At 47.8% G+C, this 14,146-nt stretch carries 11 protein-coding genes and 1 tRNA gene; 1 reads left to right on the top strand and 11 read right to left on the bottom strand.

From position 1 onward, the window contains the following. Window positions 1-4: 4 nt before the first annotated feature. Complete coding sequence (dnaN, locus tag CCC32_RS10325; protein WP_042519615.1) at window positions 5-1,129, bottom strand: DNA polymerase III subunit beta; 1,125 nt, start codon at window positions 1,127-1,129, stop codon at window positions 5-7. A gap of 219 nt (window positions 1,130-1,348) precedes the next feature. Here dnaN and CCC32_RS10330 point away from each other — a divergent pair, with 219 nt between their 5' ends. Continuing rightward, window positions 1,349-1,732: a DUF3127 domain-containing protein gene (locus tag CCC32_RS10330; RefSeq protein ID WP_287074255.1), complete on the top strand. Its 384-nt coding sequence runs from the start codon at window positions 1,349-1,351 to the stop codon at window positions 1,730-1,732. 668 nt (window positions 1,733-2,400) lie between these two features. On the opposite strand, the gene CCC32_RS10335 is transcribed toward CCC32_RS10330, so the two are convergent. The 10 genes from CCC32_RS10335 to CCC32_RS10380 all read right to left on the bottom strand — a co-directional run bounded on the left by CCC32_RS10335 (window position 2,401) and on the right by CCC32_RS10380 (window position 14,059). After that, window positions 2,401-3,813 (bottom strand): MFS transporter, encoded by a 1,413-nt coding sequence (locus CCC32_RS10335; protein WP_022316414.1) that lies wholly within the window; start codon window positions 3,811-3,813, stop codon window positions 2,401-2,403. A gap of 61 nt (window positions 3,814-3,874) precedes the next feature. Continuing rightward, window positions 3,875-6,040 (bottom strand): dipeptidyl-peptidase Dpp5, encoded by a 2,166-nt coding sequence (gene dpp5, locus CCC32_RS10340; RefSeq protein WP_042519670.1) that lies wholly within the window; start codon window positions 6,038-6,040, stop codon window positions 3,875-3,877. Between the two features lie 81 nt (window positions 6,041-6,121). Further along, complete coding sequence (yidC, locus tag CCC32_RS10345; RefSeq protein ID WP_278839679.1) at window positions 6,122-8,017, bottom strand: membrane protein insertase YidC; 1,896 nt, start codon at window positions 8,015-8,017, stop codon at window positions 6,122-6,124. A gap of 50 nt (window positions 8,018-8,067) precedes the next feature. Beyond that, window positions 8,068-9,681 (bottom strand): CTP synthase, encoded by a 1,614-nt coding sequence (pyrG, locus tag CCC32_RS10350; protein WP_044072024.1) that lies wholly within the window; start codon window positions 9,679-9,681, stop codon window positions 8,068-8,070. Window positions 9,682-9,863: 182 nt separating this feature from the next. Next, a tRNA-Pro gene (locus CCC32_RS10355) sits at window positions 9,864-9,936 on the bottom strand. 316 nt (window positions 9,937-10,252) lie between these two features. After that, on the bottom strand, window positions 10,253-10,966 hold the full coding sequence (locus tag CCC32_RS10360) for a LytR/AlgR family response regulator transcription factor (RefSeq protein ID WP_044072443.1): 714 nt from the start codon (window positions 10,964-10,966) through the stop codon (window positions 10,253-10,255). Further along, a complete protein-coding gene (locus CCC32_RS10365) occupies window positions 10,941-11,528 on the bottom strand; it encodes a sensor histidine kinase (RefSeq protein ID WP_353756534.1) in 588 nt (195 codons plus the stop codon). The genes CCC32_RS10360 and CCC32_RS10365 overlap by 26 nt, the downstream gene beginning before the upstream one ends. Further along, window positions 11,529-12,053: a hypothetical protein gene (locus CCC32_RS10370; protein ID WP_287074257.1), complete on the bottom strand. Its 525-nt coding sequence runs from the start codon at window positions 12,051-12,053 to the stop codon at window positions 11,529-11,531. Continuing rightward, window positions 12,050-13,288, bottom strand: coding sequence for an ABC transporter permease (locus tag CCC32_RS10375; RefSeq protein WP_042519609.1), 1,239 nt, complete (start codon window positions 13,286-13,288; stop codon window positions 12,050-12,052). Before CCC32_RS10375 ends, CCC32_RS10370 begins: the two co-directional genes overlap by 4 nt. Before the next feature lie 18 nt (window positions 13,289-13,306). Next, complete coding sequence (locus CCC32_RS10380; RefSeq protein WP_287074260.1) at window positions 13,307-14,059, bottom strand: ABC transporter ATP-binding protein; 753 nt, start codon at window positions 14,057-14,059, stop codon at window positions 13,307-13,309. Window positions 14,060-14,146: the final 87 nt, after the last annotated feature.

Here is a 14,146-nt window from a genome sequence, read left to right on the forward strand (position 1 = left end):
GGTTTTAGTCGTTCAGCAGCATCGGCATGATGAGCATAAGGATATTCTGCCCCTCAGGCTGCTCTGATGGGAAAATGAGGCACGGACGGCTTGGGTCGGCAAGCTCCATCAACACTTCGTCGCTTGTCAGGCTTGAGAGGATCTCGACGAGCGAAGGGCCTTTAAAGCCGATACTCATAGGAGTTCCGTTGTAGTCGCATACTATGGTTTCCTTTGCGCTTGTCGCGAAGTCGATGTCCTCTGACGACGCCTCCACCTGTCCGATGCCGAGGCGCAGACGGATGGACTGGCTGCTCTCGCTTGCGAATGGCAGGATGCGCTTCACCGAACCGAGAAGAGCCCTGCGGTCGATGGTCATCTGGCATGGATTGTCGGTTGGAATCACGGAGTTGTAGTTGGGATATCTGCCTTCTATGAGTCTGCACTTCAAGTTGCCTGCTGCGAATGTCACCTCTGCATTGAGGTTGTCGAAGCGTATCTCTACAGGTGTGTCGTCGTGTGTCAGCGCATTCTTGAGCAGTGTGGCGGGTTTCTTCGGCAAGATGAACGACACAGGCTCTTCGTTGGTGATGCTCAGTATCTTGTTTCTCACGAGCTTGTGTCCGTCGCTTGCCACGATTGCCAATGCCTCTTGGTTGAGGTCAAAATAGAGACCGTTCATCACAGGCCTGATTTCCTCGTTAGCTGTGGCAAACAATGTGCGCGAGATGTTGTCGGCGAGGATGCCGGATGGTATGGTGATTGTCGTTGCCCCGTCGCCTACTGGCTGTGCCATAGGGAATTCATCGGCATTCTGTGCCGTGAAGGTATAGCCTCCGTTCTGGAATGTAATGCTCACGGAGTAGGTGTTCAGGTCTACTGTGAGCGTGACTGGCTGCTCCGGCAGGTCTTTAACGGCGTCGATGATGGTGCGGCTGCTGATGGCGAACCTTCCGTCGGAATCAGCCTCGTCGAGTTCCACACTGGTGGTGAGCTCGTTCTCCTTGTCAGAAGCGGTGAGCGTGAGCACTCCGTCCTTTACATCAAAAAGGATGCAGTCCAGAATCTGTAGTGAGTTCTTGCTGTTAAGCACTTTCGACAGTGTAAGAAGGCGGCTGCTTAGCACCGCGCATGACAATGTGATTCTCATTATTGTGTATTTTATTGTTGTTTTTTATTGTTGTTTATCGTTGTCCTTGCTTTGCCGGACGCTATTTTCTTCTTATTTTACGACCTGTTGGCGTCTGGCAGATAACGACTACAAAAATACAAAAAAACCTTGTGGTGAGCAAAAAATAAAATGAAATGTTTTTATTTTTAAAACTATTTTGGTAATTTCGCAGAACAAACCATAAAGAAGGAAAAACAAATGGAAATACAAGGAAAAGTTATAGCTGTGCTTGCCCCTCGTGAGGGAACCTCAAAGACGGGCAACCCATGGAAGGTGCAGGAGTATGTGATAGAGACAGAGGAGCAGTACCCCAAGAAGATGTGTTTTGAGATCTTCGGCAACGACAGAATCAGCCAGTTTGCCTCCATGCTCGTTGTTGGCAACACTGTCAAGGTGTCGTTTGATATCGACGCACGCCAGTGGAATGACCGCTGGTTCAACTCTATCCGTGCATGGAAAGTGGAGCTGCCAGTGCAGGAGCCAATGGCAGAGATTCCGCCACAGGCAATTCCGGAACCATTCCCGCCTGCACAGCCGGAAGCTGCCGCTACAGGCGAGTCTACTGATGATCTGCCTTTCTAAAGCAGAAAACCGTCGATTGAGCAAACGGCTTTTCCCGTTGTAGTGACAGGGAATTGATATTGCCGCAAGAGGTGTAATGCTTCTTGCGGCATTTTTTTGTGTCCGCAATTGTTCGTTTTTTCCCATATATGTGAATAACCGGACAACGATAGAATTGCAAATTTATTTGAAACAATTAGGAAATATGAGTACTTATTAATGGAATGGAATATGTAAGTGGTTGAAAATAATTTACAAAATAGTACCAAAAGTCCCAAAGTCCCAAAGTCCCAAGACGATTCTTCATTTTCTATAATATATTATATATCAATGTATTATCATTATATTTACAAAATATAGTACACTTATGGGACTTTGGGACTTTGGGACTTTTGGGACTATTGGTACTATTTTGTAAAACAAACGGATTCAAACGGATGGATTCACTTTTACAATATGTTCATCGTCGGTAGCCTCTGAAAGTATTTTTATTCATTTTTCGTAGATACCTACATGGTATAATGTTCCAAATGTCGGTTTCCAATATGCTAATAAAAATCGGTCATCAGGAATTTTGGATAGTCTTCAAGACCTATCCGTCAATCACCTGATGACCGATGCGCCTTTATGTCAAGGCAAGAATTATGCTATATGGGCTTCTGATAAAGGACCCCACATGATGTGCGTCATTATTTGATGTTTGGCTCCTCCAGACCGAAGCCCTTCTTCTTGTCGAGTGCCTTCAGATAGATGGCGAAGAGAAGGGCAACAACGCCGAAGCTCGCAAACACTACGAGTGGCACCGTGTAGTCGTAAGGAATGAAGTCTGCACCCGCCTTCTTGGCTGCTATAACGGCAGGGTTGTTCTCATTGGTAGAAGCGAGCAGGTTGCCGATGAGCTTTGGCACGAAGCAAAGACCGATGTTCTGAACCCAGAAGATAAGGCAGTATGCAGAACCGAGAATCTTCTCGTCGATAATCTTTGGAACGCTTGGCCACAATGCAGCCGGCACGAGAGCGAATGAGATTCCGAGGAGCACGATGGTGGTATAGGCAATCAGCGGGCTCTTTGTCTCTGGCAATACGAATGCGAACACGAGATGGCAGCAGATGAGAATCAGCGCACCGCCCATGAGCATCGTAGCGCCTTTGCCCTTGCGGTCGAGGAAATTGCCCAGGAATGGAGTGATGACAGCAGCACCGATAGGGAACCAACGGAAGATGTTGGCAGCATCGGATGGAGAAATTCCGTCGAGGTTACACTGCAGCATGTTTGCACCATAACGCTGGAATGGGAAGATGGCAGAATAGTAGAGCACACAGAGAAGGGCAACTATCCAGAACACCTGTGAAGAGAAAATCTTGCCAAGGTCGCTGAACTTGAATTCCTCCTCAGACTCTCCAGCCTCTTCAGACACACCGAGCTGCTTGTCGAGTGTCTTGTCCATGAATGTGAACACGATGAACGTAATCAGACCGATGAGCAGGAGGACGGTGCAGAATGCTATAGGAGCTACTACAGTGCCGAATTTGCTCGCGATGATTGGTGAGATTGAGAAGATGGCGAACACACCCACACGGGCGATAGCCATCTCGAGACCCATGGCGAGAGCCATCTCCTTGCCCTTGAACCACTTTGCGATGGCCTTTGAAACTGTTGTTCCTGCCATCTCACAACCACAACCGAAGAGCATGAAGCCGAAGCATGCCATCTTGGCGCTGGCAGGAAGAGACACCCACCAGGTGTTGAGCCAGTCGTGAAAACCGGTCGTGGCAAACCAATCAGAGATTCCGATGAGCTTGATTAGCGCTCCGATAAACATCATAGAGGCAGACAGGACTCCTGTGAAGCGAACGCCCATCTTGTCGAGGATAATACCGGCGATGATGAGGAAGCCCATCACGTTGACGATATACTCAGAAGCGGCATAAGTTCCGAACGTGTCAGGACCCCAGCCTTTTTCGCTCTCCATGAGAGCTTGGATTGGTGACATTACATCGACAAACATGTAGGCGAAGAACATCATGGAAGCGATAAGGATGAGGGCTGTCCAGCGTGCCCATGCCTTGTCATTTAATAGTTGTTTAACTGTTTGAACCATTTTAATTCTTTTTTTAATTGTTTTTATTTTCCTTTTTCTTTTATATTTTCATTTGAAAAGTTTATTTCTTCAGCCACTTGTCAAGCCAGTTGAAGTATGTGCGCTGCCAGAGAACGCCGTTCTGTGGTTTCAAAACCCAGTGGTTCTCGTCGGGGAAGAGCAGCAGTTCTGCAGGAATGCCTCTCAGGCGGGCTGCATTGAAGGCTCCGAAACCTTGGTTGGCATTGATGCGGTAGTCCATCTCGCCATGGATGCAGAGTATAGGAGTGTCCCATTTGTCAACGAAATGGTGAGGAGAGTTGTCGTATGTCCTCTTGGCATTGGCAGTCTTGTCCTTGTTCCAGAAGGCATCGTCGTATTCCCAGTTGCTGAACCAGGCCTCCTCGGTGTCGGTATACATAGACTCGAGGTTGAAAGCACCGTCGTGGGCGATGAAACACTTGAAACGTCCGTCGTGATGGCCTGCGAGGTAGTAAACGCTGAAGCCGCCGAAGCTTGCACCAACGGCACCGAGACGGTCTTTGTCAACGAATGGCAGTGTGGCAGCGTCGTCGATAGCGCTGAGATAGTCTTTCATGCACTGGCCAGTCCAGTCGCCGCTTATCTCCTCGTTCCATTCAGAACCGAAACCTGGCAGTCCGCGGCGGTTAGGAGCAACCACCACGTATCCGTTGGCTGCCATTATCTGCATGTTCCAACGGTAGCTCCAGAACTGTGATACAGGACTCTGTGGGCCGCCTTCGCAGAAGAGCAGAGCAGGATATTTCTTGTTCTCGTCGAAATCAGAAGGCAATACCACCCATACGAGCATGTCCTTGCCGTCGGTAGTCTTCACCCAGCGCTCTGTCACCTTGCCGAGAGAGAGTTGAGAAAGGATTTCCTTGTTCTCCGAAGTCAACTGCTGTACCTTCGACTTCTCAGCCTTTTTCTCTGGCGTCACCACGAAGATGTCGTTTGGTGCCGACATGCTCTGGCGGATGGCAAGCAGCTTGTTGCCGCTGTTGGCAAGAGATACGGACACGAAGTCTGCGCAGTCGTTTGTCATCTGCTCCACCTTTCCTGTCAGGTCGGTGCGATACATGTTCACGCATCCGTGCCATACACCGATGAAAGTGATGGTCTTGGAATCTGCCATCCAGCAGAAGTCATCCACGTTGGAGTCGAACTTCTCTGTGACATACTGCTTTGTGCCGGTGGCGAAGTCATAGACGCAGAGTCTGTTTCTGTCGCTCTCATATCCGTCGTGTGCCATGCTCTGCCATGCAATGCGTTTGCCGTCGGGCGAGAACTTGGGGTTGATGTCGTAGCCAGGGTTGTTCTTCAGATTCTCGGCAGAGTTCACAGCCTGGAATTTCTTTGACTTTGAAGTGTCGTTCTTGGGTGCTACGTATCCGGCTGGCTTGCAGAGGTTCTTGGTCTGCTTTGTAGCCAGTTCATAGAGATATATGTCAGAATCTGTAGAAGTGGCATATTCCACTCCTGACTTCTTTCTGCATGTATATGCAATGCTCTTTGAATCAGGGCTCCATGCCAGCTGCTCCACACCTCCGAATGGCTTCATGGGACACTCGTATGGTTCGTCGGCAAGGATGTCTGTGCCTTCGGTTATGCCCTCGGCTGTGACATCAGCCAAGAAAGGGTGGGGGATAGTCTCCACGTATTCGTCCCAGTGGCGGTAGTTCAGGTCGGTGATGAGCCTTCCGCTGGCCAGAGGCAGGTCTGACGGATTCTTCTTGATGCTCTCATGATAGGCTATCTGTTTCACGAGGATTACCTGTGTGCCACTTGGCGAGAACTTGAAACCGTCTATGCCGGTCTTGTCGTGGGTCAGCTGCCTGCGGTCTGTTCCATCGGCATTCATAGACCAGACCTGTCCTCCGGAAATGAAGGCGATGCGTTTGCCACCCTCTATCCATGCTGGATCAGTCTCGCTTGCAGAAGCTGTAGTGAGCTGACGGATGTTCTTGCCGTTGGCATCCATGATGCAGATTACCTGGCGACTCTTGTTCTGTTTCACACTGTAGTAGCCCACCTGGTATACGATGAGCTTTCCGTCGGGTGACGCCTGGGCAGATGCAATTCGTCCCATTGCCCAAAGGGCCTCGGGAGTCATCTTGTTGCTGCTGAGCGTGACGTTGCTCTTTCCGATTGTTTCCACTGTGGTCTGTGCTTTTAGGCTATGGCATCCCAATGAGAGAGCCATGGCGAGGATAATTGATTTTTTCATAATATAGAAGGTAAAAAAGCCTGCGAGGAATTCCGGCATTATGCAACGCCTGGAATCCTTTACAGACTTGTTGTTTGATACTTAGTGGCCCTTTCTTCTTTCCATCTCCTCGCGCTGCTTGCGGAGTTCCTCGGCCTGCTTCTGCATGGCCTCGAGTCGTGCGGCGAGTCCGCTGGTCTTCTTAGGATTCTTCTTGTTTTCCTCGTATTTGGCCTCGAGGATAGACAGAAGCTTCTCATCGTTTGTGGTCTTGCGCAATGTCCACATGATGGCAGCGCTGAAGAAGAGTGATATGAAGTAGTAGAAGTTAAGTCCGGCAGAATAGTCGTTGAACATGAAGAAGAACATCACTGGCATGAGATACATCATCCACTGCATTGCCTTCATTTGTTCAGCCTGCTGGCCTACCATCTGGTCTCTCTGCTGGCGCATTGTCATCATTGAATACAATACGTTGGCTACACAGAAGAGGATACACGTGAGACTCAAGTGGTCGCCGATGAGCCACAGATTGGTGTGCCACTCTATGATTGGGTCGTAGGTAGAGAGGTCACTGATCCAGAGGAAGCTCTCACCTCTTAGCTGTATGGCGTTAGGCACGAAATTGAACATAGCAATCCAGATAGGCATCTGGATGAGCATTGGCAGACAACCGCTCAGGGGGCTGACGCCATACTTGGAATATTCTGCCATCATTGCCTGCTGCTTCATCATCTGGTCTTCTGGCTTGTCGTATTTCTTCGTTATCTCGTCGAGCTTTGGTTTCAGCACACGCATCTTGGCCGAAGACATGTAGCTCTTCTTCACAAGCGGGAATGTGATGAACTTGAGGAGCATAGTGATGAGAATCAATACGATACCCATATTAATGTCGAGCTTGGTGAGCCAGTCGAAAACGTAAATGGTGAACCATCTGTTGATGATTCGGAACAGAGGCCATCCCAGATAAACCAGGCGCTGCATCTCAAGGTCTTTGCCGAACTTGCTCTCTTCCTCTACGTTCTGCAGCAGACGGAAATCATTAGGACCATAGTAGAACTCCAATTCTGTAGGCTGCTTTCCAGTCGGGTCAAAGAATGTTTTCATCTTTGCTCCGTACTGCTTCAGATAACCAGAACCCTTCTCCTGCGGAATGCTTGTCATCTTGGCATTCTTGCCTAAGTCCTTCTCTGCTATCATTACGGCACTGAAGAACTGGTTCTTGAATGCCACCCAGTCGATGTTGTCCTCAACAGTCTCGTCGGTCAGTTCCTTGCCCTCGTTAAGATAGTCGGTTCCGCCTTCGGTCAGATGGTATGTGAGCGACGCATAACGGTTCTCGAAAGTGAAGCCCTTCTCCTGCTGACGACATTTGTCTGTCCATTCCACATCAATCGTGTTGTAGTTTGGAGAGAACATTCCTGCCATGCCGTTTGCCTGTATAGAGGCATGTAGCATGTAGTCTTTGCCCAGCTTGTATGAAATAGTGAGCGATTTTCCGTTAGCTGTTGCTGCAGTGAACGTTACCGTAGAGTCGGTGACGTTTGAAGGCGTGAAATACATGTCACTCGTCACGAGGTTTGTCTCCTTGCCTGCAAGCATGAATTTGAGCTGCTGGTCTTTAGCGTCGAAGAGCGTCACGTCATTGTTGCCGTTGCGGTCGGCGAACCCTTTGATTACGGCTTTCTGTACTGTGGCTCCCTTTGTGTTGAGCGTGAGTTCTACCTTTTCGTTGCGGAGTGTCACGTCTGTTGACTTTCCAGACATCACCTCATGGAAGAGGGATGTGGTGTCTGTTGCCAGCGCCTGGGCGTTTGCCTTGGCTGCAGCTGCATCGGCAGCCTGTTTTGCTGCTGCTTTCTTCTTCTCCACATTGGCTATGGAGTCTTGCACTCTCTGCTGCTGGGCTATTTCCTCGTCTGACGGTTTGTTGTACCAACTGAAACCGATGAGCAATGCTGCGATGAGCACAAAGCCCGTGATGGTGTTTTTATCCATTGTCAAAAATAAGTTGTTTTTCTGATAAATATTGCGTTATTAACCGGTTGTCATTTCTTACCCTTCTTGCAGGCTATAGCTGTTTTCACGAAGTCAAGGAAAAGAGGATGCGGTTTGAGCACCGTACTTGAGTATTCCGGATGGAACTGTGTTCCGATATACCATTTCAGTCCTGGTATCTCCACGATTTCAACGAGGTCGCTCTCTGGGTTGCGTCCCACACATTTCATTCCTGCACGCTCGTATTCCTGCTCGAAGCTGTTGTTGAACTCATAGCGATGACGATGGCGCTCCTGTATGTGTTCCTTCTTGTAGATTTCAAAGGCGCGTGATCCTTGTTTCAGTACACATTCATAGGCGCCGAGTCGCATCGTTCCACCCAGGTCGGTGATGTTCTTCTGGTCTTCCATGATGTCGATCACGTTGTGCTCCGTCTTCTCATCGAGTTCACGGCTGTTGGCATCTTCATAGCCAAGCACGTTTCTCGCGAATTCCACAACTATCATCTGCATTCCGAGGCAGATGCCGAAAGTTGGAATGTCGTGAGTCCTGGTGTAGTGGGCTGCAACGATCTTGCCTTCTGTTCCACGCTGTCCAAATCCGGGACATATCATTATGCCGTCCATTCCCTGCAGCTTTTCTGCCACGTTCTCCTCAGTGAGCTTCTCGCTGTTGATGAACGTAATGACGGTCTTGTGGTCGTTGTAGGTGCCGGCTTGAGAGAGGCTCTCCCTGATGCTCTTGTATGCATCCTGAAGGTCGTATTTGCCGACAAGACCAATATGTACTTCTTCTGTGGCTTTCTGTCTTCTTTCGAGGAAGCTCTTCCATGGTCCGAGTGCAGGAGTCTCTCCCGGCTCAATGCCCATCTTCTTGAGGATTGCCGAGTCGAGTCCCTGATTCTGCATATTGACGGGCACTTCATAGATGGAAGGCAGGTCTTCGCTTTGTACGACGCAGTCGAAGTCGACGTTGCAGAAGGATGCCACTTTCTTGAGTATTCCGTCTCCGAGGTGTTTCTCGGTTCGCAGCACGAGAATGTCGGGCTGTATGCCGACGCTCTGAAGCTCTTTTACGGAGTGTTGAGTTGGTTTGGTCTTCAGTTCTCCGGCTGCTTTGAGATAGGGTACGTAGGTTAGATGTACGCATACTGCATTCTTGCCCAGTTCCCATTTCATCTGTCTTATCGCCTCAAGGTATGGGGCGCTTTCTATATCGCCTATCGTTCCTCCGATTTCCGTTATTACGAAGTCGTAGTGGTTCTTCTCTCCGAGCAACTTTATGTTCCTCTTTATCTCATTCGTGATATGTGGAACTACCTGAATCGTCTTTCCCAGATAATCGCCACGTCGCTCCTTGTCTATCACAGCCTTGTATATGCGTCCTGTGGTGAGTGAGTTCGCCTTTGTGGTCTGAATGCCTGTGAACCTCTCGTAGTGTCCGAGGTCGAGATCTGTTTCCATACCGTCCACGGTGACGTAGCATTCACCGTGTTCATACGGATTCAGGGTTCCTGGGTCGATGTTGATGTAGGGGTCGAATTTCTGGATTGTGATGTTGTAGCCCCTTGCCTGTAATAACTTACCTATTGAAGAAGAGATAATTCCCTTGCCGAGCGATGATACTACACCGCCAGTGACGAAGATGTACTTGGTTTCAGTCACGGTCTTGTTGTTTTTATTGTTTATAATATTCAAACGATTTGCAAAGTTAACAATAAAAACATTTATAGCCAAAGGATTAGCTTTTTTTCGCTTTTTTCTTCTATGAAGAATTATGGGTCAGCGGATTGAGGTTGGTTTAGAAGAATAAAAAAAAGAGAATGACCGAAATCATTCTCCTTATGTCGGGGTGACAGGACTCGAACCTGCGACAGCCTGGTCCCAAACCAGGAACGCTACCAACTGCGCTACACCCCGATTGTTTGTCTTGACAATCTTCTTGTTCCTGCAACTCTTGTTGTGTTTGTTTCTTGATTGCGGGTGCAAAGGTACGGATTTTTTTTGTTTCTGCAAAACTTTTCAAGAAAAAAGCATTAAATTGTATGCTCTTTTTTTAATAGTTTACAGAGATTTTCCTAAAAACACAATTTCCACATTATTAAATATTGTTTTTACCTTACCCGTATTGCAATTGTCTGATTAATATCAGAGCTGGGAAGGGGATGGATTATAGACGAATGGTGGTCTGTCACATCCCCTTTGTTGGTTTGCAAGCATTATTGTTGTATTATCCTCATACTAGTGAGTGGCTGTCAATGTATTTTAGCATTTCGTTTTTGTAGCTTTCTGAGATGGGGAGATATTGGTCACCGATAACAATGCGGAAGCGATCGACCAGTTCCACTTTGGGCATGTGTACGATGTATGATCTGTGTATGCGCATGAATTCTGGCGAAGGAAGGTATTCCTCCACCTTCTTCATGTTCATTAGAGACATGATGTTTTTAGAACTGTCAGTGAAATAAAATTTTACATAGTCTTTAACACCCTCTACATAAAGGATGTCGTCGAAGTTGATTTTCTGCAGCTTGTATTCGCTTTTCACGAACACGAACCGGTCTTCGCGCATTGTCTTCTGTCTGTCTTGAATGTCAAACCACTCAAGAGCCTTGTTTGCAGTCTGCAGGAATCTCTCGAAACTGATGGGTTTCAGAAGATAGTCGAGAGCATTGACATCGTAGCCGTCAATCGCATATTGGTTGAAAGCCGTAGTGAACACGATTTTCGTTTCCTTGCTGATTATCCTTGCAAATTCCAGTCCGCTGAGTTCTGGCATCTGGATGTCGAGGAAAATCAGGTCGATCTTTCTTTCGCGTATGGTCTTAATTGCTTGTATGGCACTGTTGTACACTCCTTCCACTCTGAGGAAGGGCACCTTCTGAGCATAACTTTCCAGCAGCTCTGCTGCCAGCGGCTCGTCATCAATTATCACGCAATTTAGTGTCATAAATATATATGTTAGAATAATAAATCTTGTTATTGTCTTTTGTTCCTTTTTCCCATGTATACTTTTTGTGGTAGGCAAGTTCGAGGCGTTTGCCCACCTGTTCAAGGCCGATGCCGTGACCGCTTCTGTCGGTGTCGTTTTTGGGGAAATTTGAATTTTCTATCTCGCATGCGATATGGTTGCGGTCGGCATATATGTTTATGTGTATGAAACTGTTTTCTGCCGTTCCTATACCATGCTTGAAGGCATTCTCTATCAGCGAGATAAAAATTAGGGGAGCAATCCTCAGTTCCGTGTCTTTGGGCACGTTGACCTGGATTTGTATCTTGGTAGTCTTCGGAATGCGGATTTTCATAAGGTTGATATAGCTGTGGATAAACTTAATCTCATCGTCGAGTCTGACGAAGTCCTGCTGGTTATCGTAGAGGATATGCCTGAGCATACCGCTGAGTTCCAGTATCGCCTCTTGTGCTTTCTGCTGGTTGAAGGCTGTGAGGGCATAGATGTTGTTGAGGGTGTTGAGCAGGAAATGAGGATTGACCTGATTCCTCAGGTTCTTCAGCTATGCATCCTGTTTTGCCATCTCTGCTTCCCGACGTGCCGTTTCTGACGACTGCCATTTGATTGACAGTATCGACATGGCTGCTATGGCTGCAGTAACAGTCATGTTGAAAACGTTTCTCAAAATGAATATCAAGTCCATCAACGCATTCGGCTCTCTCATCTTTTTCATCGGATGCAGGTGATGTTCCGGATGGAAGAATACCCTATGGCTCACCTGAAACCAGATATGTAGCCCTAATCCCATTAGTATCACCAATGCTATGGTATATGTCCAGAACTTACGCTTTTGTCCTTTGAGCAACAGTTTGGGCGTGAGGTATAGATAAGTGGTGTAGAACACCAGCATCATGGCAATTGGTGTGGAAAACATCGGTATCAGCTTGTATGCTTCAAAACGGTCACCTCTATCGAAGAATGTGAGCGGGGATATTAATATCACGAGCCATACGGCAACGTGGATAGCGACAAGGGCCTTCTTGTATGAGTTCATGGCGTTGAGTTTGTTCTTCTTATATTTAATCATTCATATCTGAGAGCCTCGATAGGGTCGAGCTGTGCTGCTTTCTTTGCCGGATACCAACCAAAGAACACACCTGTAAAGGTACACACGGCGAAGCTCATGACGATACTCCATGGCTGTATGTATATCGGCCAGTGGGCAATGAGGTTGATGGCATATGATGAACAGACTCCTATCAGTACGCCGATAATGCCTCCTGTCACGCTGAGCAGTATCGCCTCGATGAGGAATTGGTTAAGGATGTCCACTCCGCGTGCTCCAACGCTCATTCTGAGTCCTATCTCCTTGGTTCTCTCTGTCACGCTCACATACATGATGTTCATGATTCCGATGCCGCCCACTATAAGTGAAATGCCTGCCACACATCCCAGCAGAATGGTCATCATATCTGTGGTTGAGTTCATCATTGATGCAAGTTCCTCTTGTGAGCGTATGTTGAAGTCGTCATCGTCGGCCTCCTGCATGTCTGTGGCCTCTTTCAGTTTGTGGTTACGACGCAGTATTGTGGTTATCTCGTCTGTAGCCTTGTCTGTAAGCCCTTCTGTTATTGCAGAACAGTTGATGCTTCCGAGATACGTCTGTGCGAGTATCCTCTTCATTACAGAAGTGTATGGGGCAAGCACGAGATCATCCTGGTCCATACCCATCGTGTTGTATCCTTTCTTCTTCAACACTCCGACGACTCTGAAAGGTATGCTGTTGAAACGCACCACACGCCCGATGGGATCGCTGCCGTCGGGAAAGAGATTGTCAACTACGGTCTGTCCTAGAACGCATACCTTTGCGCTTGACTTTATGTCTTCATCTGAAAACATATCTCCATCGCTCACGCTGAGTTGGCGGATTGAGAGATAGTCGGTGTTCACTCCATAGATAGTAGATGGGGTGTTGTTGTTGCCGTAGATGAATTGTCCGCTTTTATTCACCACCGGACTTATTGCTGAAATGTACTTACATTCGTCTTTAAGCGACTGATAGTCGGCAAGTTTCAGGGTTTCCATTGATGAGGCATCCTGTCTCACTCCGCCTCTCATGTCGGCTCCAGGGTTTATCATTATCATGTTAGAGCCCATCTCGGCAATGTTTGCTTGTATACTTTTCTTTGATCCCTGGCCTATGGCAAGCATGGCAATGACCGAAGCCACGCCAATGATAATGCCGAGGGCTGTAAGGAAAGACCGCATTTTATTGGCGGCTATAGCTCTGAGGGCTATCTTGAAAAGATTGCTATAATTCATTGTTCTGTCCTCATTGGTTTATTCGTCGGTGCTTGGCGGTAATTGTGCAAGTGCTTCGGCTGCCGACTGTATGTTGTTGTTGTATTCGTCACTTATCACCTTGCCGTCTCTGAGCATGATGTTACGGCTCGAATAGTTGGCCAGGTCGGGATTGTGTGTCACGAATATTATAGTTCTTCCTGCAGCGAAGAGTTTCTGGAAGAGCACGAGGATTTCAAACGATGTCCTCGTGTCGAGATTTCCTGTAGCTTCGTCAGCAAGTATTACGGCAGGGTTGTTCACCAAGGCACGGGCTATGGCCACACGTTGCATTTGTCCACCTGACATCTGGTTGGACTTGTGGTATAGGCGGTCACCCAATCCCACTGCCTTGAGGGCTTCAATTGCCCTGTCATGTATTTCTGTTGACGAAACGTCTGAGTTGTACATCAGGGGAAGCTCTACGTTCTCTATGCTGGTGGTCTTTGGCAACAGATTGTAGTTCTGGAATATGAAACCTATTTTTCTGTTGCGCAGCACGGCTCGTTGTGGTCTTGACATTGTTCTCACCGATACCCCGTCGAGCAGATATTCACCGCTTGATGGAGTATCGAGGCATCCGAGCTGGTTTAGCAATGTAGACTTTCCGGAGCCCGACTTACCCATGATGGTTACGAATTCACCCTCGTATATCTTGAAAGAGACGCCCCTCAAGGCATGTACCATCTCATCGCCTACAAGAAACTCTCTTTTAACGTTCTGTAATTCTATAACGACTTTTTTACTGTCCATATTGTTCTGATTCATGAATTTATTCAAGTTCCAAGCACGTTTTTATCCCAAATCGGTCATTAGGCTTGCTTGGATTTTGTTATTTTA

This window comes from Prevotella sp. LMAG:51 (assembly GCF_008680225.1).
GTDB classification, from domain to species: Bacteria; Bacteroidota; Bacteroidia; order Bacteroidales; family Bacteroidaceae; genus Prevotella; species Prevotella pectinovora.